General features: G+C 67.2%; 30 protein-coding genes. 10 read left to right on the top strand and 20 right to left on the bottom strand.

Features of this window, described 5'->3' with window-relative positions:
* Positions 1-28: 28 nt before the first annotated feature.
* On the bottom strand, positions 29-442 hold the full coding sequence (locus tag VGN82_RS08555) for a RidA family protein (RefSeq protein WP_327526587.1): 414 nt from the start codon (positions 440-442) through the stop codon (positions 29-31).
* Positions 443-652: 210 nt separating this feature from the next.
* On the opposite strand from VGN82_RS08555, the gene VGN82_RS08550 reads away from it, so the two are divergent.
* On the top strand, positions 653-1,330 hold the full coding sequence (locus VGN82_RS08550) for an AprI/Inh family metalloprotease inhibitor (RefSeq protein WP_327526586.1): 678 nt from the start codon (positions 653-655) through the stop codon (positions 1,328-1,330).
* 59 nt (positions 1,331-1,389) lie between these two features.
* Here VGN82_RS08550 and VGN82_RS08545 read toward each other — a convergent pair whose 3' ends face one another.
* The 3 genes from VGN82_RS08545 to VGN82_RS08535 form a co-directional block, all read right to left on the bottom strand.
* Positions 1,390-2,004 carry a GNAT family N-acetyltransferase gene (locus VGN82_RS08545; protein WP_327526585.1) on the bottom strand — a complete coding sequence of 205 codons (615 nt, stop codon included), beginning with the start codon at positions 2,002-2,004 and terminating at the stop codon, positions 1,390-1,392.
* A 164-nt stretch (positions 2,005-2,168) separates the two neighbouring features.
* Positions 2,169-2,777: a glutathione S-transferase family protein gene (locus VGN82_RS08540; RefSeq protein WP_327526584.1), complete on the bottom strand. Its 609-nt coding sequence runs from the start codon at positions 2,775-2,777 to the stop codon at positions 2,169-2,171.
* A gap of 79 nt (positions 2,778-2,856) precedes the next feature.
* Positions 2,857-3,855, bottom strand: coding sequence for a LysR family transcriptional regulator (locus VGN82_RS08535; protein ID WP_327526583.1), 999 nt, complete (start codon positions 3,853-3,855; stop codon positions 2,857-2,859).
* A gap of 110 nt (positions 3,856-3,965) precedes the next feature.
* On the opposite strand from VGN82_RS08535, the gene VGN82_RS08530 reads away from it, so the two are divergent.
* Positions 3,966-4,574, top strand: a complete 609-nt coding sequence (locus VGN82_RS08530; RefSeq protein WP_327526582.1) for an FMN-dependent NADH-azoreductase — start codon at positions 3,966-3,968, stop codon at positions 4,572-4,574.
* A 139-nt stretch (positions 4,575-4,713) separates the two neighbouring features.
* On the opposite strand, the gene VGN82_RS08525 is transcribed toward VGN82_RS08530, so the two are convergent.
* The 4 genes from VGN82_RS08525 to VGN82_RS08510 all read right to left on the bottom strand — a co-directional run bounded on the left by VGN82_RS08525 (position 4,714) and on the right by VGN82_RS08510 (position 6,310).
* The gene (locus tag VGN82_RS08525) at positions 4,714-5,085 is read right to left on the bottom strand and encodes a SpoIIAA family protein (protein WP_327526581.1); all 372 of its coding nucleotides are present in this window, start codon (positions 5,083-5,085) and stop codon (positions 4,714-4,716) included.
* Positions 5,086-5,130: 45 nt separating this feature from the next.
* Positions 5,131-5,394, bottom strand: a complete 264-nt coding sequence (locus VGN82_RS08520; RefSeq protein ID WP_327526580.1) for a hypothetical protein — start codon at positions 5,392-5,394, stop codon at positions 5,131-5,133.
* A gap of 145 nt (positions 5,395-5,539) precedes the next feature.
* A complete protein-coding gene (locus tag VGN82_RS08515) occupies positions 5,540-5,797 on the bottom strand; it encodes a hypothetical protein (protein ID WP_414644237.1) in 258 nt (85 codons plus the stop codon).
* Between the two features lie 270 nt (positions 5,798-6,067).
* A complete protein-coding gene (locus VGN82_RS08510) occupies positions 6,068-6,310 on the bottom strand; it encodes a DUF2312 domain-containing protein (RefSeq protein WP_327526579.1) in 243 nt (80 codons plus the stop codon).
* A gap of 309 nt (positions 6,311-6,619) precedes the next feature.
* Here VGN82_RS08510 and VGN82_RS08505 point away from each other — a divergent pair, with 309 nt between their 5' ends.
* From VGN82_RS08505 to pyk, 3 genes are read left to right on the top strand one after another with little or no spacing between them, the layout of a single operon-like run.
* Positions 6,620-7,906, top strand: a complete 1,287-nt coding sequence (locus VGN82_RS08505; RefSeq protein ID WP_327526949.1) for a glycerate kinase type-2 family protein — start codon at positions 6,620-6,622, stop codon at positions 7,904-7,906.
* Between the two features lie 3 nt (positions 7,907-7,909).
* Complete coding sequence (locus tag VGN82_RS08500) at positions 7,910-8,353, top strand: DUF1036 domain-containing protein (protein WP_327526578.1); 444 nt, start codon at positions 7,910-7,912, stop codon at positions 8,351-8,353.
* Between the two features lie 11 nt (positions 8,354-8,364).
* Positions 8,365-9,804 (top strand): pyruvate kinase, encoded by a 1,440-nt coding sequence (pyk, locus tag VGN82_RS08495; protein ID WP_327526577.1) that lies wholly within the window; start codon positions 8,365-8,367, stop codon positions 9,802-9,804.
* Between the two features lie 15 nt (positions 9,805-9,819).
* Here pyk and VGN82_RS08490 read toward each other — a convergent pair whose 3' ends face one another.
* The 3 genes from VGN82_RS08490 to ykgO form a co-directional block, all read right to left on the bottom strand.
* Entirely contained in the window at positions 9,820-10,782 is a 963-nt protein-coding gene (locus VGN82_RS08490; protein ID WP_327526576.1) for an alpha/beta fold hydrolase, read from the bottom strand.
* Between the two features lie 43 nt (positions 10,783-10,825).
* On the bottom strand, positions 10,826-11,509 hold the full coding sequence (locus tag VGN82_RS08485) for a tetratricopeptide repeat protein (protein WP_327526575.1): 684 nt from the start codon (positions 11,507-11,509) through the stop codon (positions 10,826-10,828).
* Between the two features lie 140 nt (positions 11,510-11,649).
* The gene (gene ykgO, locus VGN82_RS08480) at positions 11,650-11,775 is read right to left on the bottom strand and encodes a type B 50S ribosomal protein L36 (protein ID WP_038363015.1); all 126 of its coding nucleotides are present in this window, start codon (positions 11,773-11,775) and stop codon (positions 11,650-11,652) included.
* A 293-nt stretch (positions 11,776-12,068) separates the two neighbouring features.
* Here ykgO and VGN82_RS08475 point away from each other — a divergent pair, with 293 nt between their 5' ends.
* Positions 12,069-12,263 (top strand): hypothetical protein, encoded by a 195-nt coding sequence (locus tag VGN82_RS08475; RefSeq protein WP_327526574.1) that lies wholly within the window; start codon positions 12,069-12,071, stop codon positions 12,261-12,263.
* Between the two features lie 119 nt (positions 12,264-12,382).
* Here VGN82_RS08475 and obgE read toward each other — a convergent pair whose 3' ends face one another.
* A complete protein-coding gene (gene obgE / locus VGN82_RS08470; RefSeq protein WP_327526573.1) occupies positions 12,383-13,426 on the bottom strand; it encodes a GTPase ObgE in 1,044 nt (347 codons plus the stop codon).
* A 44-nt stretch (positions 13,427-13,470) separates the two neighbouring features.
* The gene (locus VGN82_RS08465; RefSeq protein ID WP_327526572.1) at positions 13,471-14,337 is read right to left on the bottom strand and encodes a LysR family transcriptional regulator; all 867 of its coding nucleotides are present in this window, start codon (positions 14,335-14,337) and stop codon (positions 13,471-13,473) included.
* Between the two features lie 119 nt (positions 14,338-14,456).
* On the opposite strand from VGN82_RS08465, the gene VGN82_RS08460 reads away from it, so the two are divergent.
* Positions 14,457-15,377: a DMT family transporter gene (locus tag VGN82_RS08460; protein ID WP_327526571.1), complete on the top strand. Its 921-nt coding sequence runs from the start codon at positions 14,457-14,459 to the stop codon at positions 15,375-15,377.
* Positions 15,378-15,394: 17 nt separating this feature from the next.
* Here VGN82_RS08460 and VGN82_RS08455 read toward each other — a convergent pair whose 3' ends face one another.
* On the bottom strand, positions 15,395-15,952 hold the full coding sequence (locus VGN82_RS08455) for a dihydrofolate reductase family protein (RefSeq protein WP_327526570.1): 558 nt from the start codon (positions 15,950-15,952) through the stop codon (positions 15,395-15,397).
* A 143-nt stretch (positions 15,953-16,095) separates the two neighbouring features.
* Between VGN82_RS08455 and VGN82_RS08450 the strand changes: the two genes are divergently transcribed.
* The 3 genes from VGN82_RS08450 (at position 16,096) to VGN82_RS08440 (ending at position 18,012) form a co-directional block, all read left to right on the top strand.
* A complete protein-coding gene (locus tag VGN82_RS08450; protein ID WP_327526569.1) occupies positions 16,096-17,016 on the top strand; it encodes a hypothetical protein in 921 nt (306 codons plus the stop codon).
* A 75-nt stretch (positions 17,017-17,091) separates the two neighbouring features.
* Positions 17,092-17,241 (top strand): hypothetical protein, encoded by a 150-nt coding sequence (locus VGN82_RS08445; RefSeq protein ID WP_327526568.1) that lies wholly within the window; start codon positions 17,092-17,094, stop codon positions 17,239-17,241.
* A 429-nt stretch (positions 17,242-17,670) separates the two neighbouring features.
* Positions 17,671-18,012: a hypothetical protein gene (locus VGN82_RS08440; RefSeq protein WP_327526567.1), complete on the top strand. Its 342-nt coding sequence runs from the start codon at positions 17,671-17,673 to the stop codon at positions 18,010-18,012.
* Positions 18,013-18,042: 30 nt separating this feature from the next.
* On the opposite strand, the gene VGN82_RS08435 is transcribed toward VGN82_RS08440, so the two are convergent.
* From VGN82_RS08435 to crcB, 6 genes are all read right to left on the bottom strand, one after another.
* Entirely contained in the window at positions 18,043-21,273 is a 3,231-nt protein-coding gene (locus VGN82_RS08435) for an efflux RND transporter permease subunit (RefSeq protein ID WP_327526566.1), read from the bottom strand.
* A gap of 14 nt (positions 21,274-21,287) precedes the next feature.
* On the bottom strand, positions 21,288-22,472 hold the full coding sequence (locus tag VGN82_RS08430) for an efflux RND transporter periplasmic adaptor subunit (protein WP_327526565.1): 1,185 nt from the start codon (positions 22,470-22,472) through the stop codon (positions 21,288-21,290).
* A gap of 65 nt (positions 22,473-22,537) precedes the next feature.
* Complete coding sequence (locus VGN82_RS08425) at positions 22,538-23,179, bottom strand: TetR/AcrR family transcriptional regulator (protein ID WP_327526564.1); 642 nt, start codon at positions 23,177-23,179, stop codon at positions 22,538-22,540.
* Positions 23,180-23,732: 553 nt separating this feature from the next.
* Positions 23,733-24,176 (bottom strand): Ros/MucR family transcriptional regulator, encoded by a 444-nt coding sequence (locus VGN82_RS08420; protein ID WP_327526563.1) that lies wholly within the window; start codon positions 24,174-24,176, stop codon positions 23,733-23,735.
* Between the two features lie 483 nt (positions 24,177-24,659).
* The gene (locus VGN82_RS08415) at positions 24,660-25,154 is read right to left on the bottom strand and encodes a DUF411 domain-containing protein (protein ID WP_414644236.1); all 495 of its coding nucleotides are present in this window, start codon (positions 25,152-25,154) and stop codon (positions 24,660-24,662) included.
* Positions 25,155-25,185: 31 nt separating this feature from the next.
* Positions 25,186-25,617, bottom strand: a complete 432-nt coding sequence (crcB, locus tag VGN82_RS08410) for a fluoride efflux transporter CrcB (RefSeq protein WP_327526562.1) — start codon at positions 25,615-25,617, stop codon at positions 25,186-25,188.
* Between the last annotated feature and the right edge of the window lie 3 nt (positions 25,618-25,620).

Raw genomic sequence — 25,620 nt, 5'->3', positions numbered from 1 at the left:
CAGGGCTGCGTGACCTCGAAAACCGATCTCACGGCGCCGCCGCGAGCACCTCGATCTCGACCTTGAATTCCGGCAGCGTGAAGCCGGAGACGATCATCAATGTCGAGGCCGGAGGCGGCGTCGCGACATGGGCGTCGCGCGATTCCATGTAGCCCTTCATATGGGCACGGTCGGTGACATAGGCGTTGAGCCTGACGATGTCGGAGAGCTTCATCCCCGCCTCGGCCAGAATCGCGGCGATGTTGGCGAAGCAGAGATCGGCCTGCCCGCGCGCATCCTCGGGGATCGAGCCGTCGGCGGCGACGCCGAGCTGCCCCGAGCACGCCACCAGCCTGTAACCCGCCGGAACCGCAATACCGTGGCTGTAGCGCGCGAAAGGCTTGGCGATCGAAGCCGGCGCGAGCGGCGTGAGGGCGGGCGCATCCGGTCTCGGCGAAGTCATCGGCATCTCCTGCAGGCTTATCGGACTATGACTCGCGGCCTCCCACCAGGCCAGATCGCTTGCGCCGGCTTCGCAAGCGAAACCAGCTGGGCTATGCACGCGAGTCGTGATCATGCTCATGTCACGTTCACTGGGATCGTCTAGAATTCAACAGCCATCGGCCTCTCGACCGGAGGCTCGCACCGCGTGATCGATCGGAACCGACGCCTCATGACCAAGACGAAGACGACCATGGCCATGACCCTGAAGGCAGCCGGCCTGCTGCCGCTGCTGGCGCTTACCGCTTGCGCCGGTTCGCAGCGCTTCGGCGGCGGCCCGGGCACCGCCTATGGCCAGCCGAGCCTGCCGCCGGCGCCGCCGATCAGCTCGGCACCGATCACCTCCGAGCCGCTGCCACCGCCGGGGGGCTATCCCGTCGCCTCCGCACAGCCCGGCGCCTTGCCTCCGCCGGGGGACCCTTACTACAGCCCCACCGCGCCGGGCATGCCGCAGCAGACGCCCCCCGCCACGGCGCCGCAGCCCAGCGAGGTTCCGACGCTGCGCGGCGGCAGCGGCCAGATCCCCACGCTCGGGGCCGGCTCGAGCACTGCCCGCCCCGCCGTCTCCTCTCGCGATGGCGTCATCGGCAGCTGGACGGCGAGGGAAGCCACGGGCAGTTCCTGCAAGGTGCAGCTTTCGAGCTCGCCTGCGCTCGACCTCTACCGCGCCAACGCCGCGGGCTGTGCCAATCGCGACCTGCAGAAGGTCACGGCCTGGGACTATCGCGACGGCGAGGTCTACCTCTACCAGCAAGGCGGCACCGTGGTGGCGCGGCTGCGCACCAGCGGCGGCGGCGCGATGGACGGTGCCATCACGAAATCGGGCGCCGGCTTGAGCCTCAGCCGGTAAGCCTGTCTCGCACCGTCATCCCGGGCTCCGCGCAGCCGGAATGACAGTGTGGAGCCTCCTCACGCCCCCATCGAGCGCCCGAAGAAGGCCGGGCGCCAGAAGCGGCGCTGCATCGACAAGGCCATCGCCGCAAAGCCGCGCGCGGTGTCGAAGGCCTCGTCGAGGATCGTGAAGGGCGTCGGGCCGCCGGTCGAGATCACGCCCTCGACATCGGCATAGCCGCCCGCAAGATCGGCCTCGAAGCGTCGGGCCAGCCGCCGCATGGCGGCGTTCTCCGGCAGGCATGTCATGTAGAGCGTGCGGATGCCGCGATTGCGCGATGCAGTGATCAGGCGCTCGAACAGCGTACCGCCGATGCCGCGCCGGCGCCACTCGCGCTCGACGCTGAAGGCTGCCTCGCCGGTCTGGGCAACGATGTCCTCGAGCCCACGCAATTCGGCGGCGCCGCGCACCTGCCCGTCCTCGATATAGGCGTAGACCAACCCGCCGACACCGAAGGTGGTGACGGCGTAGTTTTCGAGGAAGTCGTCATTGACGACGGTGCCGAAACGCTCGCGACGCGTGACGTCGTCGAGCCTCAGCAGATGCGCCTTGAACAGATCGCGCTCCGCGGGCCAGAGCCGGCGGACTTCGCCTTGGCCGGTCATCATGCCGGCCTTCTTGGAACGAGCCAATTTTCATCTCCTGCTAACAGCGCTGGACGTGCGCTACCCCAGGAGGCGATTCTTCCCTGACTGGGCCGCAAAATGGCGCTTTGCGGCGGGATTGCAAGAGCCGGAGCACCAAGGCCTGCGCCAATTTTGGGCAGCGTGAACAGCCGGGCGGCGCGCCGGCCGGTCTATTCGCGGTCGATCGGCCAGGCCTTGAACACGTCGAGAACCTCGCAGGCCTGCGCCTGCGCCGCCAATGCCGGCCAGCGCTCCTCGGGGACGAATTCCGGGATCACGAAGCGGCAGAAGCCCCAGGCGATCGCCGCCGCGATGTCGCAGGGCAGCAGCTCAGGGCCGGCCGTCAACTCGCCCCGCCTGGCCGCCGCGTCGAGCAGGTCGAGCGCGGTATGGAGCTGGGCGACGATGCGCTCCTGCCAGGGCCCGTAGCGCTGGGCTTCCGGCCGCTTGCGCTCGTATTCGACCGAGACTGCCTTGTCGGCGGCGACGATGCCGATGCCGGTGAGACCGAGGTCGCGCGTCCGCGCGCTGCCCTCGACCGGTCGCAGCGAGCGTCCGGCGACATCCTCGAAATGCTGGATGATCAGCAGGGACTCGCTGATCACCGTGCCATCATCGGCAACGAGGCTCGGCGCCTTCACCAGCGGGTTGATCGCCCGGAACGCTTCCATGTGCCGGAAGACAGAAACCGAGCGATGCTCGAATTCGAGCCCAAGGAGCGTGCCGGTGATCGCCGCACGGCGGACATAGGGGCTATCCAGCATTCCGACGAGCAGCATCATTCACCTCCATTGCGATCTGAGGGGAGATTGCCGGCAACCGCCCGCAAAGCCACGCCAAATCGCGTGATGTTGCAGATCACGCCGGTTGATGCGCTTCGGCCTGGGGCTGCGTCTCGGCCTCGGCTTCGAATCCAGGCGTGAAACCGAGCGTGACACCGCGCTCCCGCGCCGCGATCTGGCAGGGATCCCAGTACGGCGTGCCGCCGAAGCGCTCCACCAGCAAATCGATCAGCACCCTGACCTTGCCCGGCACATAGGCTCCGGGCGGCCTGACTACGTAAAGCGCGTGCTCCTGCATCGGATACTCCCACAGCAGGGGCACGAGCTCACCAGCACGGATCGCATCGCTGGCAATGAAGGTCGGCAGTTGCGCGATGCCGAGCCCAGCCTTCGCCCATTCCAGCAACGTCTCGCCGCTGTCGGAGCGCAGCCGGCCGGTTGCCCTGATCGCAACGCGGCGCTTGCCCATCCGGAACGTCCAGTCAGGGGAGTGGGTGCCGGTGTAAGTCAGGCACTCATGCTCCGTGAGGTCGAGCGGAGTGGCGGGCCGGCCCTTCCACGCCAGATAGTCCGGGCTCGCCGCAACGATGCCGTGGACGGGCGCGATCCTGCGCGCGACGAGGCTGGAATCCTTGAGCGTCCCGATCCGGATCGCCGCGTCGAAGCGTTCGCCGATCAGGTCGACATAGCGGTCGCTGGCCTCGACGTCGATTTCCAGCCGAGGGTGGCGGGAGGCGAGCTCGCCGAGAACAGGCGCGACATGACGGTTGCCGAATGTGAGCGGCATCGACAGGCGCAGGCGGCCGGCGACGCCCGAGGCCTGGGCGACGGATTCCCGCGCCGCGACAAGATCGGACAAAATGCGCTCGCCGCGCGTCTTGAATTCGAGACCCGCCTCGGTCGCCGCCACGCCGCGCGTGGTCCGGCTCAGCAGGCGCGTGCCGAGATCGGCCTCAAGCCGCGCAATTCGGCGGCTGACCACCGACTTGGCAAGGCCGAGGTGGTCGGCAGCGCGCCCGAAGCCGCCGCTTTCGACCACGGCGATGAAGCTTCGGATGTCGTCCAGCTCGGACATGTCGTTCCTCCTGAAGCAACAGTCTAGTGCCGATTATAGCCGTTACGTTGCGTATAGCGAACCCCTATCTTGCCCGCATCGTATTCAACCAGCCTGACAGGATCATCATCATGGCTTCCGTTCTCGTCCTTAACAGCAGCGCTTCGGGCCCGGACTCGGTCTCGCGCCAGCTGGTCGCCTCCACCGTCGAACAGCTGCGGGCCAAGAACCCGTCGCTCCAGGTCGTCGAGCGCGACCTCGACGCCAACCCCGTGCCCCATCTCAACGTCGAGACGACCGCCGCACTGCGCGCCGGCCAGACGGCCACGGCCGCGCAGGTCGAGGCCCGCGCCTTCTCGGACGCTCTGATCGCCGAACTGAAGGCGGCCGACACCGTGGTCATCGGCGCGCCAATGTACAATTTCGGCATCCCCTCGACATTGAAGACCTGGTTCGACTACGTGCTGCGCGCCGGGCTGACCTTCAAGTACAGCGAGGCGGGCCCGGAAGGGCTGGTGACCGGCAAGCGCGCCGTCGTCGTCCTCAGCCGCGGCGGCCTCTACAGCTCGGGCCCGGCCCAGGCGATGGATTCGCAGGAGCCGCATCTGCGCACCCTGCTCGGCTTCATGGGCATCACCGACGTGACCGTCATCCGCGCCGAGAAGCTGGGCTATGGCCCCGAGGCGCGCGAGCAGGCGATCAACGACGCCGTGGCTGAACTCGCCAAGATCGCTGCCTGATCAGCATCTGCCACGAAAAGCGTCCGCTCCGGTCTCCCGGGGCGGGCGTCTTGCTGTCCCGCGCGCACGCCTGGCCTTCGGCCCCATCGATCCGGCCCGGGAGCAGGCGTTCAACCCTCGCTACGGGCTTTTCCACGGCTCACGTCGGGCTTCGCTTCAACCAGGCCAGCGCCTGCGTCTTCTCATCGGCTGGAAACCGCTGGATCTCGGCCGCTACGAAGTGCTTTGCGACCTGGGGAGCGATCTTCAAGAGCTCGCTGTCCGAAACAACGGCGACGCGCTCGACCTTGTTGTGATGGCCCATCACGAATTCCAGATGGGAAACCAGCGCGCCGATACCTTCCCAACCTGGAAATGAAGCTGCATCGACCATCAGGCCTTTCAGCGACCCCTTGGCCTTGATGTAAGGGTCGACAATACCGGACAGGCGCTCGAAGTCCGCCTTCCCGAGGGGCCCGTGAGGCGCCAGCGTCACGATGCCATCGTCTTCCATCAGATCGATCTGCAGCATGTCTCTTCTCCACCCGTCACGAGGCCGGCAGGGCTGCGCTCGACCCTATTTCGGCAGGCACTCCACATTGTAGGCGACGATGATCTCCCTGGGCCCGGCCTTGCCAACGAGTTGAAGTTCGTCGAGCGCGCTTTTGAGCCGTGTCCCGGCTTCCCTCAGGCTGTCCTCCAGCTTTGTCTTCGCTGACCTGCATCGGTCCTCGCTGGTGAACTCCTGGAAAACCACAGTCGGCAGAAGCCGCCATTCGGCCCGATCGCTCGTGGCGATCGGGCTGACGGAGTAGGAGAAGACGTACATCAGGACCCACATGACGGCGGCCTCCCTGGCCTGACCGCAAACCGGTTTCCAGCATCGGCACAGACGCGATCACGGCGAGCCGCGAATGAGGTCCGCCGGCGAGGGTGGGCGAGCTTCGAGGACCCGTCAAAGCTGCGGCAGGCGGAAGGCAATCGCGTCAGCGGCGCCCAGCACGATTGACCGGACCGCCGCGGTTCATCGGCGTTCCCGGACGCACGCCGACGCCCGGCGCGCCGACCCCAGGCGTTGCCACGGCGGCGCGTGCCACCGGCCGTGGGCGCAACACCACGCCCGCCCTCGCGACGCAGCCGGTCGGGTAGCCGACATACTGACAGTAGACCACCGCCTGAGCATCTTCGGGGATTGCCATGACCATGGTAGCGGCAACGGCCGCCAACAGGACTGGGAGCTTCATTCCTTCCTCCATCAGCAGCGCTTTCAGAACGCATTCCCGGCTCGAGGCGCGACTGCCGGCCGTGGCCGTCTCGTGCCCATCGATCGGATTTGGCAGATGGCGCCTGAATGGGATGGTCGCGCTATTGTCCCTGGGGACAATGCCTTGCGACTTCATGTTCCGCCGAAGAGGCGCGCCCGGATCGCCGCTGGCTTCAGCAGGCCGCGAACGGAAAACGCCCGCTCCGAAGGAATCGGAGCGGGCGTTTTGGTGTCCGAAACGGCAGTTCGCTCAGGCGCTCTCGCCGACGGCCTGGAGATAGAGGTCGAGGATCGCCTCCTCCTCGGCGCGCTCATTGGCGTCGCGCTTGCGGATGGCGATGACCTTGCGCAGCACCTTGACGTCGAAGCCGTTGCCCTTGGCCTCGGCATAGACCTCCTTGATGTCGTCGGCGATGGTCTTCTTCTCTTCCTCGAGACGCTCGATGCGCTCGACGATGCTCTTCAGCTGGTCACCAGCAACCGGATCGTCCATCTGATGTCCTTCTCGATGACGGGGGGATTTGGCCGGAGGGGTTCGCATCGCACGCCCCCTGCCGTCAAGCCGCAAGCGAAAGGCGGCCGCGATCTCTCAACAGTCGCGTACCCCCGACGGCGGCTTGCGCGGGCTCAGCTACACGCCGCCGCAGCACCATAAAAAGTATGACTATATCGCCAAAAGCCTGATGACGCCGGCCGCCTCCCGACTTAAAAGAATCAGCAACGAAGGTCGATCCGATCGACCGCAGAAACCGGGCGGAACGGGGCGGCCTTGCAGCGATCCAACGACCTTGCTGACCGCAACCTGGCCGATCGACTGCGTACCGACGCTCGCGCGATCTTCGATGCCGCCGTGTCCCGCGCCCATCCAGCCGGTTGCCTGCCGGAGCATCTGCCCGAGCCGCCGGCGGCCGGCCGCCTGATCCTGCTCGCCGCAGGCAAGGCGGCAGGCAGCATGACGGCGCTGGCCGAGGCACATTATCTCGATTCAGGTTTTCCGGCCGAACGCCTGATCGGCCACGCCGTTGCGCGCCATGGCTACGAAACGAAGACCCGCCACATCCCGATGGTCGCGGCCGGCCATCCCGTGCCGGACCAGGGCAGCATCGACAGCGCCACCCGCGCGCTCGCTCTCGCAGCCTCGGCGACGGCCGATGACCTCGTGCTGGTGCTGCTCTCTGGTGGCGGCTCGGCCAATTGGGTCGCCCCGGCAGGAGCGCTGACGCTCGCCGAGAAGCAGGCGGTGAACAAGGCCCTGCTGCGCTCCGGCGCACCGATCGGCGAGATGAACATCGTCCGCAAGCGGCTCTCGCGGATCAAGGGCGGCCGGCTCGCGCTCGCCGCGGCGCCGGCGCGGCTGCTGACGCTCGCGGTCTCGGACGTCCCCAATGACGAGCCGACCGCTATCGCTTCGGGCCCGACCGTGCCCGACCCGACCACGATGGAACAGGCCCGCGCAATCGTCGCGCGCTACGGTCTCGATCTCCCGGTCGCGGCCAAGGACCTGCTCGGGGACGACGCCAGCGAGACGCCCAAGCCCGGCCATGATGCCTTCGCCCGTTCAGAGTTCCGCATCATCGCCCGACCGGCCGACGCCATCGCCGCGGCCCATGCTGCGGCGGTTGCGGCCGGCTACGAGGTCCATGATCTCGGCCCCGATCTCGAGGGCGAGGCCCGCGACGTTGCTGCCCACCACGCCGAACTCGCGCTTTCGCTCAAGCGGGCAGGCAAGCGTGCCGCGATACTCTCCGGCGGAGAATTGACCGTGACCCTGCGCGGCAGGGGCCGAGGCGGCCCGAACCAGGAATACGCCCTGGCCCTGGCGATCGCGCTCGGCGGCGAACCGGGCATCGTTGCGCTTTCCGGCGATACCGACGGCACCGATGGCGGAGGCGGCGAGGCGACCGATCCCGCCGGTGCGGTCATCGACGAGACGACTTTGTCGCGTGCCGCCGCGCTCGGCCTCTTTCCTGCCCGATCCCTGGACGACAACGACTCGACCGGCTTCTTCGAGAAGCTGGGCGACCTCCTCCAGACCGGCCCGACCCTGACCAACGTCAACGACTGCCGCGTCATCCTGATCGAACCCTGAACGATGAACCGGACCCAAAGATCGATCCTCGGCCTCACCCTGCTGGCAGGCGGCCTGCTTGCCGGAGCGGCCCCGGCCTGGGCAGATCTGCGCATGTGCAACACCACCGGCAGCCGTGTCGGTGTCGCCATCGGCTACCGCGACGCGCAGGGCTGGACCACCGAAGGCTGGTGGAACATCGGCCCCCGTGCCTGCGAGACGCTGCTGCGCGGCACGCTGGCCGCACGCTTCTACTATGTCCACGCCATCGACTACGACCGCGGCGGCGAGTGGACCGGCAAATCCGTGATGTGTACCCGCAACAAGGAATTCACCATTCGCGGGATAGAAGACTGTCTGGCCCGTGGCTATGACCGCGCCGGCTTCTTCGAGGTCGACACGGGCGAACAGAAGAGCTGGACGATCCAGCTGACCGACACCACCGGCAGCGCGCCCGCGCGGCCCTGAGGGACATCCACATGAAGCGCGAGCGCCGCATCAAGATCATCGCCACGCTGGGTCCAGCCTCCTCGACCCCGGAGATGTGCGCGAAACTGTTCGAGGCCGGCGTCGACGTCTTCCGCATCAATATGAGCCACACCCAGCGCGAGAGCCTGCCCGAGCGGGTGGCGATGCTGCGGGCGCTGGAGACGCAGTTCCGCCGCCCGGTCGGCATCCTTGCCGACCTTCAGGGCCCGAAGCTGCGCGTCGGCGCCTTTGGCGGCGACGGCGCGGTGGTTCTGGAGAACGGCGCCCGCTTCATCCTCGACGCCGATCCCACGCCGGGCACCGTCAAGCGCGTCCACCTGCCTCATCCCGAGATCCTGACCGCGCTGGAGCCGGGCCACACCCTGATCCTCGACGACGGCAAGCTGCGCCTCGTGGTCGAGAAGGCGAACGAGAAGCAGGCGGTGACGCGCGTCGTCGTCGGCGGCCGGCTGGCCTCGCGCAAGGGCGTCAGCCTGCCCGACACCACCATCGCCGTCTCGGCCATGACCGAGAAGGACCGTTCCGATGCCGAGGCTGCAGCCGAGGCCGGCGTCGACTGGATCGCGCTCTCCTTCGTGCAGCGGCCCGAGGACATGGCCGATCTGCGCAAGATCGTGCGCGGGCGCGCCCTTACCATGGCCAAGATCGAGAAGCCGCAGGCGCTGGGCCGCCTGGAGGAAATCATCGACGCCTCGGATTCGATCATGGTGGCGCGCGGCGATCTTGGCGTTGAGATGCCGCTGGAGAAGGTGCCGGGCACACAGAAGCGCATCACCCGCCTCAGCCGCCGCAAGGGCAAGCCCGTCATCGTCGCAACGCAGATGCTGGAGAGCATGATCACCAGCCCGGTGCCGACGCGCGCCGAAGTCTCCGACGTCGCTACCGCCGTCTTCGAGGGGGCCGACGCGGTGATGCTCTCGGCCGAGAGCGCCGCCGGCCAGTTCCCGATCGAGGCGGTGGCGATGATGAACCGCATCGCCGAGGAGGTCGAAAGCGAGTCGATCTACCGCTCGATCCTGGAAGCGCAGCGCGCCGAGCCCGAGGAGACCGGCGCCGACGCCATCGCCAAGGCCTCGCATGAGATCGCCGACACGCTGAACCTCAAGGTCATTGCCGCCTGGACTTCCTCCGGCTCGACCGCCTTCCGCCTCGCCCGCGAGCGGCCCAACTCGACCGTGCTCGCGCTCACGCCGAACCGCGCCACGGCGCGCCGCCTGACCCTGGTCTGGGGCGTTCATGCGGTGGTGACGAAGGACGCCAGCGACATCGACGACATGGCCTCGCGCGCCTGCAAGTTCGCCGTGCGCGAGGATTTCGCCAAGCTCGGCGACCGCATCATCGTCGTGGCGGGCGTGCCCTTCGGGACGCCCGGCGCCACCAACATGGTCCGCATCGCCTTCGTGGCGAAGGAACATGTCGAGAAGGCGTGACGAGCAGCCTCGGCGCTAGTTCAGCGCCAGCCCAGACCTGGGCCCGACGATCTGGTCGATCGCCTCGACCACGATCTCGGGCGCCGCATGGTGGGGCATGTGGCCGACGCCCGGAAGCAGCACGAAGCGTCCCTGCGGCGCCTGCCGGGCGATCGCAGCCGAGTGAATGATCGGTGAGACGATGGCGTCGCTGTCGCCGGTGATCGCCACCACCGGCATCTTCAGGTCGCGGTAGCGCGAAGCCTGCCCGCTGACGAAGTCGAAGGCCGCCGCAATGTCCTGCGAATTGGCGCGGAAGGCAGCCGGCCGGAGCAGGAGCGAGATCTCGCCCGCTTCGAGGTAGCCCCGCGTCACCGGGCGCGGCGCGAAGACGCTCTCCGCCCCCGCCTGCAGCAGCGTCCGCGCACCCGGCACGCCGACCAACCGCGTGAAGACCGGGCCGACCACCGGCCAGGCCGTGACATGGTGATACCAGGCGATGCCGCCCGGCCAGGGATGCGTCACGGCCCCGAGCAGCACCAGCCCGCGCAGGCGCTCCGGCCGGTCGAGCGCGATCCGGGTCGCAGCGGCCCCGCCCAGCGAATGCGCTACCAGCACGAAGCGCTCGGGCACGATCTGATCGAGGGCCTGCATCAGGGCCTCGGCCTGCCGCGCCGGATCGGCCATGGCATCGCCCGCGATCCGGTCGCTCCAGCCCTGCCCCGGTCGGTCGATCGCGACGACGCGGTAATGGCCGAGATCGGGGCCCAGCGTCGCCAGCAGGTCGGCATGATCGGAGGAGGCGCCATGGACCAGGACGACGGTGCCACGCGCCTCGGCGCTGGGCCGGACCTCGCGATAGTGCAGCCGCCCGCCGGCAACGACGACGAAATGCCCCGTTGGTGGATGAGCCCGCGCAGCCTGCGCGCCGAGCCATTCGGACCACAATACCAGCCCTGCAACGACGAGAACGAGGACGAGGAGCGCACGGGTCAGCATGCCACGGATACGCAGCCAGGGCCGTTTTGGTTCTGTGAAGATCTCAGGCGTCGCGCCCGTCGACATCGATCTTGAGCGAATCGACCGCGCTCTTGACCGCCTCGAGCTGCGGATAGATCTCAAGCGCGCGGCGATAGGCGACCATGGCACGCTTGTCGTCGCCCTGCTGGCGCAGGATCGTGCCGAGCCCCATCATCGCGCCGTAATGCCGCGGTTCGCGCTTCAACGTCTCGCCGATGTCGAGCATCGAGCGGATCGGGTCGCCGGCGAGGAAGAGCGCGTTGGCGCGCTGGTTCCAGCCCTCGGCCCAGTCCGGCTCCAGGGTGATGACGCGGTCGAGCAGTTCGATCGCCAGTTCGAGCTGCTTGGCCTTCATCGCCGTCTGGGCGCGCGTCATCAGCAGATCGGCAGTGGCGGAGCCCGAGCGCGCCCAGCGGCGCTGGATCAGGTTCGCGATGCCCTTGGCCTCTTCCGGCGTCTTGGCGGCGGCAAGCCGCTCGAACAGCCGCTCCAATGTCGCGGCCGGCCCGCGCGAGGGCGCCGGCGACGTCGCAGCAGGGTTGTCGTCCTTATCGGAGGGAGCCACCGCGCCCGGCCGCTGCGCGCCACCGTCCGGCGCCTGAGCCAGCGCCCGCTGCGTCAGACCAGCAGGGATGGCCATGCCGAGAGCCAGCAGGAAAACGATGGAAAGCAGGCGCGCGATCATCATGCCAGCAAGTTTAGCCACGTGAGCCGGCAGGTCAATTCGCCGGCAGATCACGTCTCGGAGAAGAGCGCGCCAACGCAAAAAAGCGGGCGCGCCCGCAGGCGCCCCGCTTGATCGTCGTCCACCGAGCGAGGAGGCGGCCGTCAGAGGCCGCCGCAACCTCAGCCCTGGCGCGCCTTGAAGCGCTTCTGGACCTTGTTGATGATGTAGACGCGGCCTTTGCGGCGCACGAGCTGGTTGTCGCGATGACGGGCGCGCAGCGACTTCAGCGAATTGCGGATCTTCATGGTCTCAACTCCATCGATCCGCCCCAGATGGACGAACCGGTCAAAAAACGAACTCAGCCAAATTACGCTCAGCGACGCGAACCGGAGACCGGCCCACATCGACCACGCGGATGGTGCGGCTGATGCGATGCCGGCTGTATACGGATTTTTCCGAAGATCGCAAGGGTGCAAGGCGCTCGCGATCCAGGAAAAAGCTGCTAAAGCGACCGCCGGACCGAGATCGGCTCCGATGCCTGCCTCGACTTTGGCCGCCACCACTCGTCGGCCACGCACATCACAGTAGGAATTCACAGATGAAGATTTCGACCCTGGGCCTGCTCGTCGCGGGCACGATCGCGCTCGGCGCCTGCTCTACCACCCAGCAGCGCATCGGCGGCGCGGCAGCTGGCGCAGGCACGGGCGCGCTGGTCGCCGGGCCCGTCGGTGCGGTGGTGGGTGGCGCCGCCGGCGCGCTCACCGCGCCGAGCGTCGTCCGCGCGACGCGCTGACAGGACGGCGCCCGTCGGCGGCTATCGCACCGGACCGAAAAGTGGAATCCACTTTTCGGTCCGGTGCGATAACATTGAGATAGATCACCGTCATCGCGTCCGATAGGACGCGCGGCGATCTAGGGCCGCCAGCCGGTCTCCTCGACGGGAGCGTTCTCGCTCGCCTCTTCCTTGCGGGCCTCCTCGACCACGCGGAACAGCGCCCGCAGCGCTGCCTCCACCCCCTCGCCCGAAGCGGAGGACAGCACGATCGGCATGCGCTTGGCCGCCCGCTTCAACCGGGCGACCTGCTCCTTGAGCAGTTCGGGCGAGAGCGCGTCGACCTTCGACAGCGCCACGATCTCGGGCTTCTCGTCGAGCCCTTCGCCATAGGCTTCCAGCTCGGCGCGAACGGTCTTGTAGGCCTTGCCGGCATGTTCGCTCGTGCCCTCGACGAGATGCAGCAGCACGCGGCAGCGCTCGACATGGCCGAGGAAGCGGTCGCCGAGGCCATGGCCCTCATGCGCACCTTCGATCAGGCCCGGAATATCCGCCAAAACCATCTCGCGCCCATCGACCCGCACGACGCCGAGCCCCGGATGCAGGGTGGTGAAGGGATAATCGGCGATCTTCGGCTTGGCGGCCGTGACGGTCGCGAGAAATGTCGATTTGCCCGCATTCGGCAGTCCGACCAGCCCGGCATCGGCAATCAGCTTCAAGCGCAGCCAGACCCAGCGCTCCTCGCCCGGCAGCCCGGGATTGGCGTGGCGCGGCGCCTGGTTGGTCGAGGTTTTGAAATAGGCATTGCCGAAGCCGCCATTGCCGCCCTTGCACAGCACGAAGCGCTGGCCGGGCTCGGTCAGGTCAGCGACCAGCGTCTCGCCGTCCTCGTCGAAGATCTGCGTGCCCGGCGGCACCTTGAGCACCTTGGCTTCGCCATTGGCCCCGTGCCGATCGGCGCCCATGCCGTGGCCGCCGATCTTGGCCTTGAAATGCTGCTGGAAACGGAAGTCGATCAGCGTGTTGAGGCCCTGCACGCATTCGATCACGACATCGCCGCCGCGTCCGCCGTCGCCGCCATTGGGCCCGCCGAACTCGATGAACTTTTCACGGCGAAACGAGACGCAGCCGGCGCCGCCATCTCCCGCCTTCACATAGATCTTGGCCTGGTCGAGGAATTTCATGGCTTCTCAGTAGTGATCGCAGTGCGAAAGGGCAATGCGGCGCGTCACGCCGCGAGCCTTGGCGCCGCCATCTCCTCGCGCAGCGCATCGGCGAAGCGCCGCGCCGCCAGCCCCGGTTGCGGCCCCATGATCAGCCCCACCGAGAGCTCGAACAGCGCCGGCAGGCCCTCCGCCGGCCCGAGCCGCCGCATGCTGGGAGGCACGGCGCTCTCGGTCACGGCCGTCACGCAAAACCCGGCCTCGACGGCCGAGAGCATGCCGGAGGTGTGCGAGCAGGAGAAGACGAGGCGGTAGTCCTTGCCGGCATCGTTCATCGCCGCGAGCAGCCGCGGTCGCACCCGACAGCCCTCCGAGAACAGGGCGAGCGGCAGCGTTTCCTGCAGTTCCGGCCGATGTCCGCGCGCCGCGATCCAGACGACGGGTTCGCGCCTGACCACCTCACCGACCGGGCGCTTCGGATCCTGCGTCACAACGGCCAGATCGAACTCGCCGGCCGCCACCGCTGGCTCGATCCGCTTCGACAGGTCGCAATGCAGCTCGAGCTCGACCTTGGGATGCTCGGCCGCAAAGCGCGCGATCAGCGGGCGCAGGAAGGCGTCGACATAATCGTCGGGAATGCCGATCCGCAGCCGACCCGAGGCGCTGCTGCCGCCGAGATCGTCGAGTGCCTCGCGCTGGATCGCGAGCAGCCGCCTGGCATGGGCGATCAGCCGCTCGCCGGCATGGGTCGGCACCACGCCGCGGCGCGAACGCTCCAGCAACCTGTGGCCGAGCTGCGCCTCCAGATCCTGAATCCGGACCGAAATCGCCGACTGCGTCCGCCCGAGCCGGGCACTCGCCGCCGTGAAGCCGCCGCTTTCGACGACCGCGACCAGCATGTCGAGCGCGGCGAGATCGAAATGCGCGGACATGGCACAGCTCCTATCGATCGGTTTTAAGAATGGTTAAATCAGAATAATCCGTTTTTCCGATTGAAGGAAGCGGCGTAGATCAAGCCCGATCAAGAAACCGAAATGCCCGAAGGCACGTCATGTCCGCCCCCGCCTTGTCCCCGTCGGCTGCCCTGCCCACCCCAGCCGCCCCTGCGCTGGCGATGTTCCTCGCGCTGCTCCTGGGTGCGACCTGCATCGGCTTCTCCGGCGTTTTCGTGCGCTTTGCCGATGTCGGGCCGGCCGCTGCCGGCTTCTGGCGCATGGCCTTCGCCCTGCCGGTGCTCGGTCTCTGGATGGGGCTGGAGCAGCGCCGCCCGGGCCGCCCGTCGGCAACCGCCAGCTCCCTGCTGCCGATCGCGCTGGCCGGCCTCGCCTTCGGCGTCGACGTCGTGCTCTACAATGCCTCGCTCGCCTTCACGACCATCGCCAACGCCTCGCTGCTCGGCAATCTCTCGCCGGTGGTGGTGGTGCTGGGCGCCTGGCTACTCTTCGCCGAGCGCCCGAGCCGACGCATCCTCGGCGCGTTGGCGCTGGCGCTGGGCGGCGCGGTGATGCTCGTCCTTCCGAAATTCGCAGGCTCCGCCGTCCCCGCGCCGGGCGGCCTGTTCGGAGACAGCCTCGCGATCGGGGCCGCCGTCTCATATGCCGCCTACATCCTTGCCGTGCGCCGGGCCCGCGACCGCGCCGCGGCCGGCCGGATCAGCCTGATTTCGAGCGCGATCTGCGCCGTCTTCTGCCTCGTCACCGCCCTGGCGCTGGGCGAGACGATCATGCCGGCGAGCCTGCAGGGCTGGCTCGCGGTGATCGCGCTCGGCCTCGTCTCGCATGCGCTGGGCCAGGGCCTGATCACGCTGTCGCTCGGCCATTACGGCGCCAGCGCCGCCTCGCTGGTGATGGTCTGGCCGGCCATGGTCAGCGTGCTCGCCGCATGGGCCCTGTTCGGCGAGCAGCCCTCGCCCGCGCAGGCCTTCGGCGGCGTCGCGATCCTGGCGGCCGTGCTGATGGTGCGGAAGGGTTGAGCCTCGAGGGCTGAGCCTCAAGCCGGAACGGCATAGCTCAGGATCACTGCGCCGTTGCGGAGCGGGCGCGACTGCATCAACGCGAATTTGCGCGCCGGCGAACCTGGCTTGAAGAAGGGCGTGCCGGCCCCGAGCGTGAGCGGCGCGAGGCAGAGCCTGATCTCGTCGACGAGCCCGGCCTGCAGCAGCGAATCCGTCAGCTCGGCGCTGCCGAAGACATAGATGTCCTTGGCCAGCGCCGCCTTGCGCCGCGTGATCTCGCCGGCGATGTCGGCCGTGACCTCGGTGTTGTTCCAGTCGGACGTCGTCAGGCTGCGCGAGGCGACGAGCTTGGGCAGCCCGTTCATGAAGGCCTTGATCTCGTCTTGCTCGTCCGCCGCCGTCGTCCAATAGGCCTTCATCCCCTCATAGGTGATGCGGCCGAAGACGAGCAGCCCCGCCTTGTCTCCGAAATCCTTGCTCAGATCGGCGAGTTCGTCGCACCATACCTCGTTGTGGAAAGCGAGATCCCACTTGGTCGGCCCTTCGAAGAATCCGTCCAGTGTGACGAGATTCCAGACGATCACCTTGGCCATCATGTCGTCCCCTTAGATCTGACGCGCCGAGCCACGGAAGACCGCTCCGGACCCGCCCGGCAAGCTCGCTCACCATGGCGGGATTGCGATTGGCGCCGCAAGACTTCATCCTTGCCGCCTTGCAACGGCTGAAGGGAAGCATGGTGCGCGGACTTCTCCTGGCTCTGACAGTGCTGCTCTCCCCGGCGGCGCAGGCCGCAGGGCCTTATGGCGAGATCGTCGTCGGCAACTGGAAGGGCGGCGCCTACACCAACGATGCGACCGGCGCCTTCTCGCATTGCGCCGTCAATGCCGGCTATCGCAACGGCACCCGGATGTTCACCTCGATCACCGGCGACTTCAAATGGCTGATCGGCTTCGCGCATCCGAACTGGAAGCTGAAGCCCGGCGCGCGCCTGAACCTGCAGCTCGTCTTCGACCGCAGCGCGCGCATCGACGTCACGGCCGACGTCAAGACGTCGAGCCTCATCGCGATTCCGATGCCGGCAGAGTCGCAGCTGATCAACGCCTTCCGTCATGGCCGCTATCTCGAGCTGGTCGCCAACGACCAGCGCCTGACCTTCGCCCTGACCTCGACCGGCGAGATGCTGCCCGCTTTGGTCGAATGCGCCAAGCAGAGCGCCAGCATCCGCGGGCCGGTCAATCCGGCCGCGGGCCAGAACGCCGCGAAGCCCTCCGAGGCGGAGACGCAGGCCAAGGCCGAGAAGCGGGCGGTGCTCGAAAAGACCCGCGACCTCATCCGCACGCGCATGCTGACCTGCATCGGCCGCGAGGGCGGCCCGATGCTGGCGACCGACGAGAAGGCGGAGGTCGTCGCCAAGGCCGCGATGATCTTCTGCAGGGCCGATGTCGATGCCCTCGCCCAGGCGATCATCGAACTCCAGGAGCATGACGCCAGCCGCCCCGTCGATCGCGAGGCGGTTCGCCGCGCCGCCGCACAGAGCGTCCAGGACGTCGTCGTCGCCCAGATCGTCAAGTCGCGCGGCGAAATGCTGGGCCGCCGCAACCAGCAGCCCGCGACACCATCGGGCGGAGGAACCCCGACCATATCGCCGTCGCTGTGAGTGCATGGCGATAGCGGGTTATCCCCGCTGACTGAAAGGCCCGGAAGATAGAGCGCTCCAGCTCAGGAGCGCTCCATGCCCGCCAGGTTCGACTACCGATACGCCGGCCCCGCCCCGCAGGGCGAGATCGCCCGTCTGCGTCGCAGCCTGATACGCCTTCAGGACGAGGCTCGCCTCCTGCGCCGCGATCCGCAATGTGCGCGCTCAGCTGAGCACTGGACCTGAGGGGCACCGGCATCCGGATCAATGTGCTGCCTCCCGAACCGCTCCGAAATGAGCTGGCGCTCGATGTCGTGGGCGAGGAGGCCTTCGCCGGCTCGCAGCGACGACGCCGCCCGGCCGCATGGGCGATCCGGCGGAGACGGGGGGAGTAGCCACATTCCTGACATCCTCGGACAGCAGCTTCATGACTTGCAGCGAAGTGTCCGCTGATGGCGCCTTGGCGCAGGCCCAGACACCTGAGCGTGAGGGCTCCTACAGAGCGTCGAAGCCTTCACGGTCCGAGAATGGATTCGCTCTCCTCGATGATCTCGCTATCCCTGTCAGCCTTTGCGGATCGGGAGTAGGATCACCCTCCACGCAATGGAGCCTCGCCGCCCCGAGCGCGCTTCGTCCGCGGCCTCCGGCAAGGCATATTGACGCGAGGAGAGGCCCATGCGCGCTCTTGCCTCGATCGCTTTGGCGTTGGTGCTGACGGCCGAAGCGACGGAAACGTGCCCCCACGAGGCCCCGAGCGGTTGGGACTACCCGTTCGAATGCTGTTCCGGCGCCGATTGCGCGCAGCTCGACCCCAAAGCCGTCAAGGCGAACGCGTCCGGCTTCATCGTCACGGTAGTGCCGGGCCAGCATCCGATCTGGTCGCGGGATCGCCGCCATCCGCTCGTCCTTGAGATCGCCTATCGGAAGGCGCGCCTCTCCCCGGACGGGAAATGGCATCTGTGCATCAACGATGCCGGCGATCTGCTCTGCTTTTTCGCGCCAGCGGGAGGCTCGTAGCGCCACCCGCTGCCCTGTCGCTTTGAGTCTTCACTCGGCCGCCAGGCGCGGCGGCGGCAGCTTGCCCATCACCTTGCCGCTCGCCTCGCCCGGCGTCTGGTGGGCGTCGTGCTCGTGGATCGCCTCCCACAGGCTCTCATCCTCGGCCTTGCTGAAGAAGCGCCCGAAGATCCGCCCCGTCAGCTTCGAGAGGTCGTCCATCACCGCATAGAAGGACGGCACGAAGACGAGCGAGAGCACGGTCGAGACGATCAGGCCGCCGATCACCGCGATCGCCATCGGCGAGCGAAACTCGCCGCCATCGCCGACGCCATAGGCCGAAGGCAGCATGCCCGCCGCCATGGCGATGGTGGTCATCACGATCGGCCGCGCGCGCTTGCGGCCGGCCTCGAGCAGGGCGGTGCGGCGGTCCTTGCCACGCCCCTCCTCCTCGACGGCGAAATCGACCAGCATGATCGCGTTCTTGGTGACGATGCCCATCAGCATCAAGAGGCCGATATAGACCGGCATCGAGACCGGGTTGTGCGTCGCCAGGAGCGCGATCACCACGCCGCCAAAGGAGAGCGGCAGCGAGAGCAGGATCGTGATCGGCTGGAAGACCGAGCCGAAGAGCAGGATCAGCACGGCAAAGACCAGCATCAGCCCGGTCGTCATCGCCTGGACGAACCCGTCCACGACCTCGCCCTGAATCTCGGCATCGCCGGTGGCAGCGATCCAGACGCCGTTCGGCAGGCCGACCTCCTTGACGATCTGGTTGAAGGTCTCCTGCGCCGTGCCGAGCTCAAATCCGCGCTTCAGGTCAGCGCCGATCGCGGCGCGGCGCACGCGGTCATAGCGGTCGATCGAGCTCGGCCCCTCGCCGAACCCGATCTCGGCGACGGCTGTGAGCGGCACGGAGACGCCGTTGACATTGGTAACGCGCAAGGCCGCAATGTTGCGGATGTCGGCACGCGCCGCCTCGTCGAGCTGGACGCGGATCGGCACCAGCCGGTCGCCGGCATTGAACTTGGCGAGATTGGCGCCGACATCGCCGATGGTCGCGACCCGGACCGCCTCCGAGATCGCCTCTGGCGTGACGCCGAGGCTCGCGGCCGCCTCGAGCTTGGGCTTGACCGTCAGCTCCGGCCGCGACAGCGAACCCGAGGTCGCGACGTTGAGATAGCCGTCGACCTTGCGCATCCGGGTTTCGATGCGGGCCACGGCCTCGTCCAGCGCCGCCCCGTCCTTGGACAGGATCGAGAAGGCCATCTCGCGCTCGCCGCGCTCGTTGACATACCAGGCGCGCACATCCGGCACGCTGGCGAGCTTGTCGGCGATGACGACCTTGAGATCCTTCTGGCGCGCCTGGCGCTCGGCCTTCGGCAGCAGCTTGATGGTCACGGCGGCACGCCGGACCTCGCGCTGGCCGGTCGGCGAGGCGCCGCCGAGCACGAAGACCTGCGTCACTTCGGGGATCGTCTTCAGCGCATCGACCAGCTTGTCGGTGGTGATGCGGGTGTCCTCCAGCGTCGAGCCCGGCGGCAGCTCGACGGACGCCACCACGCGCGAGGTGTCCTCGTCCGGGATGAAGCCGGTCGGCAGCAGCGATGTGGCGTGGATCGAACCCCAGAGGAAGGCGAATCCGAGAACCAGCGTCAGATACGACATGTTGAAGGAGAGCGAGCGCCAGCGCCCGGTTCCGTCGAAGCGCGGCAGCAGCGGGACGCGGCGCGAGGCCGTGGTCGCCTTCAGCAGACCGACATAGCCGCGCATGATGACCCCGTCCTTGGGATCGGCATGGTCGACCGGCCGCATCAGATAGGCCGCCATCATCGGCGTGATCAGGCGCGCGACAAGGAGCGAGAACAGCACCGCGACAGCGACCGTCAGCCCGAACTGGCGGAAGTACTGCCCGGCGACGCCGCCCATGAACGAGACCGGCGCGAAGATCGCGACGATGGTCAGCGTGATCGCGATGACCGCGAGCCCGATTTCGTCGGCCGCCTCCATCGCCGCACGATACGGCGACTTCCCCATCTTCATGTGCCGGACGATGTTCTCGATCTCGACGATCGCATCGTCGACCAGGATGCCGGTGACCAGCGTGATGCCGAGCAGGCTGACGAGGTTGAGCGAGAAGCCCATCAGCTCCATCGCCCAGAAGGTCGGGATCGCAGAAAGCGGCAGGGCGATGGCGGTGATCAGCGTCGCGCGCCAGTTCCGCAGGAACAGGAAGACGACGATGACGGCGAGCGCAGCGCCCTCCATCAGCGTCTCCATGGCCGCCTTGTAGTTGCCATGGGTGTAGGCGACGGCGTCGTCGATCGGCTTCAGCGTGATGTCGGGGAAGCGCTTGTTGAGATCGGCGATGCGGGCTGCGACGACGTCCTTGACCGAGAGCTCGCTGGACCCCTTCGAGCGGAACACCGCGAAAGAGACCACCGGGCTCTTGTCCAGCCGGCCGAAGGCGCGCGGCTCCGAATTGGAATCCTCCACGCGGCCGAGTTCCTTAAGTCGGACCTCGCGGCCTCCGGTCAGGGTGATCTTGGTCTCGGCGAGCTCGGCGACGGTGCGCGCGCCGGCGAGCGTGCGGATCGCCTGCTCCTGCCCGCCGACCTCGCCGCGCCCGCCGGCGAGATCGACATTGGTGGCGCGGATCTGGCGGTTGACCTCGCCCGCCGTGGTGCCGAGCGCGAGCAGCCGGTCAGGGTCGAGCGAGATCCTGATCTCGCGATCGACGCCGCCATAGCGCTCGACCCGGCCGACGCCCTTCAGCCCCTGCAATTCGCGCGCGACGACGTCGTCGACATGCCAGGACAGCTGTTCCAGCGTCATGCCGGCCGAGGAGGCGCCATAGGTCAGGATCGACTGGCCCTCGACGTCGATGCGCTGGATCACCGGCTCGTCGATGGTGCGCGGCAGGTCGGCACGGATTTTGGCGATCGCGTCCTTGACGTCGTTGACCGCGCGGTCGGTGTTGGTCTCGAGCCGGAACTCGATCACCGTCGCCGAGGAGCCGTCGGTCAGCGTCGACATCACATGCTTGACGCCGGTGATGTTGGCGACCGCATCCTCGACGCGCTTGCTGACCTGGCTTTCCAGCTCGGAGGGCGCCGCGCCGGACTGGGTGATCGTCACCGAGACCAGCGGCACGTCGATATTCGGGAAGCGCGTCACCGGCAGCTTCGAGAACGAGAGCAGCCCGAGCACGCAGAGCACGACGAAGAGCAGGATCGCCGGAACCGGCTTGCGGATCGACCAGGCGGAGAAATTGACGTTCACGAGTTACGTCCCCGTCAGTTCGTCGCGACCGGCGTGATCACGTCGCCGTCGCGCACGAAGGTGCCGGCGCGCGCGACCACGGTCTCGCCCTCGGAGATGCCCGAGACGATCTCGGCCCGGCCAGCTCCGGCGAGGCCGAGCTCGACCCGCTTCGTCGTCACCTTGCCGTCCGTAACGCTCTGCACGGTCGCGCCGGAGCGCGCATAGGTGATGGCCGAGAGCGGCAAGGTCACGACGGTCTTGCGCCCGGTCTCGATGACGCCGCGCGCAAACGAGCCCAGCGCGACCGGTGGATTGCCTGTCAGCGCGACGCGCACCCGACCCAGCCGCGAGGCCTTGTCGACCTCGGGCGCGATCAGGCGGATCGTGCCCGCCAGCGCTTGCGTCGCGCCGGCCGGCGTCACCGCTACGGGCTGGCCGACTTTCAAGCCCGGCAGCTCGACCTCGGCCACCTCTGCCTCGAGTTCAACGGCTCCGTCGGCGATGATGCGGAACAGCGGCTCGGTCGAAGCCATTGGCGCCATCGCTCCGAGCTTGGCGCTGCGGCGGCTGACGATGCCGCCCTGCGGCGCCTTGATCTCGGTGCGGCCGAGCTTGACCTCGATGTCGCGCCCCTGCGCCTTCGCCAAAGCGAGGTCGGCGCTCGTGATCGCGAGCGCCTGTTTCGCGGAGTTGACCCGGGCGCGGGCCGAGCGCGCCGCGGCATCGCGCTGGTCGAACGCCTCGATGCTGGCATTGCCGCTGTCGCGCAGGGCCTTGGTCCGGTCGAAGGCGTTGTTCGCCTGCACGACATTGGCCTCGGCCTCGACGATCTGCGCGTTGGCCTGGGCAACGGCTGCTTCCGCACGCGCGATCTGGGCGTCGTTCTGCGCCTTCTGGACCTCGAGCGTGGTGCGCGAGAGCCGCGCCAGAACCTGCCCCGCGGCGACGCGGTCGCCCTCCTCGGCCAGCACCGCGACGATTGCGAGGCCGTCGACCTCGGGCTGCACCATGACTTCGTCGCGCGCGACCATCGAGCCCGAAACGACGACACTCTGGACGATTTCCGAGACCTTGGCCGTGGTGACCGTGACCGAGGGCCCCCCGGCGGGCAAGGCCTGCGCCGGGATATTCGCCTTCGCCTGCGCCAGAACCGGCTCCGTGCCGGCGGTCGCCAGCAGCGCCAGGGCGGCGACCAGGGGAGCAGTCGAACGGATCATGATCATCGCCTTTGGCGTCTTTGCGTTTTCGGACCGGGCATTTTCGAGATTGGGCGGGGAAGCCGTCATGGCGTCGCTCCCTGCCCCGACGGCAGAACGAGCACCTGCGCTAGGCCGCGCATGGCTCTGAACAGAGTCTCGGCCGCCATCGCCGGGTCGAACGACGGGTCGGTGGCGCGGCGGCAGAAGAAGCCGTCCGCCATCATGAAGACCGCCTGGAGGAAACGCGCATCGTCGAGATTAGCCGGTAGCTCGCCGCTGGCCTTGGCGCCGGCGATGGCGTAGCCCAGCCCGCCGACGACGGTGCCGTCGATCGCGGCGCACATCTGCGCCATCTGCGGGTTGCGGGCCGCTTCGGCCCAGATCTGCATGCAGATGACCGATTTCTCGCGCGGCTCCTCGACCAGATGCTTGCGCCCGAGCGTCTCGAGCTGGTCGAGCACGCTGCCCTTGGCCGGGTCGAGATCGGCAAAGTCGGCCGCGATCAGGGTCCGGTCGCGCTCGGCCATGCCTGCGATGATGGCATCCTTGGAGGCGAAGTAGCGGTAGAGATTGCCCGGGCTCATGCCGGCTTCGCTGGCGACGTCCTGCATCGTCGCGGCATGGAAGCCAGCGCGCGCGAAGACCCGCTCAGCCGCATCCAGGATACGCGTCTGACGCTCGGATGGAGGGCGCTCGGGCGCAACGGGGGCCAGGTGAGATGACACGCCGAACCTTAGAACAGTGAGAATGAACGTTCATTCTCATGCCGGAAGCGCGACGTTAAGTCAAGGCGAGCCCACGGCGTGGTGGTTCCTGTCGAGATGCAGACAGTTTGTCACTCAGTGGCGTAAACTGTCACTGTGGCGCATCCAGATTGTCACCAAGCGGGGCGGCGGCCACATCGCCGTCCGTTTGGCCAGCGAGTGGACTCCTTGGAACGCAGGCGGATGCAGGACGCGGAAGAGATCCTTGCCCAGGCCATCTGAAGCAAAGCCGATGCAGATCTGCGTTCGCGAGATCGTCTACGAGGCGCTCGCGGTAGGAGGAATATGCAGAGGTACGCACCTTTTCCCGCATTCGACGGCGCGGGGCCTACAAGAGGCTCGGCATCAAAAGCAGCCGGGAACAAATGGAAACGTTGTCTCGCGTCAAAAGGCTGGCGGGGAAGCTATCGCGGCGTGATGGACTACTGCCCCTCCCAGATCGCGAGCCCTCCAGTCGCCCCCGAGGCTTAGATAAGAAAAGGCCCCGGCGGAGCCAGGGCCTCGGCCAATCAGATCAAACTTGAGCCGCCGCTCTTTGGCGCTTTCCAGTCACGCCTTTACGACGCTGCTGACCCAAGCCCATCTTCTTTGCGAGGTTCGATCGCGCTTCAGCATACGCAGGCGCAACCATCGGGTAGTCCGCTGGCAGAGCCCACTTCTGGCGATACTGCTCCGGGGTCATGTCGTACGCGGTTCGCAGGTGCCGCTTGAGCGACTTGAACTTCTTCCCGTCCTCGAGGCAGACCAGATACTCAGGCGTGATCGATTTCTTGATCGCAATCGCCGGTACCGGCTTCTCCTCTACAGGGGCGGCCGCCGGCGAACCGAGATTGACAATCGCCGCGTGAGTGGTCGCAATCAACACAGGCAGGTCCGCCGCCGGAACGCTGTTGTTCGAAACGTAGGCTGACACGATGTCGGCAACCAAGCTGATGAGATCGTCGTTGGCTTCTGTCATTTTTTCTCCTGATTTCCGAGCCGCAGAAATTCGCAGTGCTCATCACGTTCTCGACGTAGTCGCTCAGGCTTCCCGTGAGCTTACCTCCGAATCGAGGGCGTAAATATGCTGACTTTAAAATTCAGACTGAGGGACACCGGTCAAACACGCACAGACGCTCTATTTCATCATCGGGCATTTGTCGTTGATGCGATTTTGGTTTTTAACCACAGCCAATGAGTCACGTCCGAGCGGCGGGCTTGCAATAGCCCCTAGCCGTCGCCTGGTGCCTGCTTCAAGGCAGCCTGCTGAGGCTGCCAGTCGAGAAGCCGATGGCGGCCACTGACATCTGGAGCGTCTGCTTTACGGCACTCTAGCTGGCATGGCGACGCAACGGTCCAAGCTGGCCCACAGCCGACGTTCGGAAGGTCCGGTTCTTGGCAGGTTGGCTCGACGCGCGGCTGGCGCGCCACCGATGGTCGCTGATGGTGCATCACTGCTTGCTCAGATCCGAAATATCCCTCGGTAGCGTGCGAATACGTTCTGCCGACCGCTGGCAAAGATAACGACCTCGTATGGCCTCGGCGCCTCGCCTTTGATCTCCATGCCGGGTGAGCCAATCGGCATGCCCGCGACGGCGATGCCTGCGGCGTCGGGATGTTCTGCGAGCAATCGCTTCACGGCATCGGCCGGGACATGGCCTTCAATGACATAGCTGCCAACTTGGGATGTGTGGCAGGACATCAAAGCTTCAGGCACTCCGAGCTTCACCTTCAGCGGCACGACATCGTCGATCTCGACCACTTCGACTGCAAAGCCCGAGGCCCTCATGTGCTCGACCCAGGCGATGCAACATCCGCAGTTCGGATCGCGCGTCACGGTTACTCGGGGCAAACCTTCTGTGGCCGCAGCGGCTTCCGTGATCGCGGAGGCCGCGAGCGCCGCATGCGCCATGCCGACGAGAAGCCGGCGACGCGTCAATGTATATCTCGTGTGCATGGTTGGGCTCCTTGGATTGAGGCAGGCTCGGTCAGCCTTCTTCTTCGATGGCGGCCTGAGCGATCGCGACTTCGGCGCCGGCGAACCTCTCGGCGACGACATGGCCGAGCGCCACGGCACCCACGCAGAGGACAACGGACAGCGTGATGTTAAGCGACGCACGAATGACGGCACCGGAGCGTAGCAGGTCGAGCGTCTGGAGGCTGAAGGACGAGAAGGTGGTGAAGCCGCCGCAGATGCCGATCATCACGAACAGACGAAGATTCTCGGAAACGGGAAATCGTCCGCTCGCCAGCGTTAGCGTTCCGAAGAGGCCAATCAGAAAGGAGCCGGATACGTTGATCAGGATCGTGCCCCAGGGGAGATCGCGGCTGATCGGCAGAGCCCAGAGCGACAGGAGATAGCGTGCGAGCGTTCCGAGCGCGCCGCCGAGCATGATGATCAAATAGGTCACGAGCGACATGTG

The sequence above is a fragment of the Allobosea sp. genome, from assembly GCF_035999205.1.
Lineage (GTDB): Bacteria > Pseudomonadota > Alphaproteobacteria > Rhizobiales > Beijerinckiaceae > Allobosea.
The sequence above is the reverse complement of the archived record's forward strand: the minus strand, read 5'-3'. Positions and strand labels throughout refer to the sequence as shown.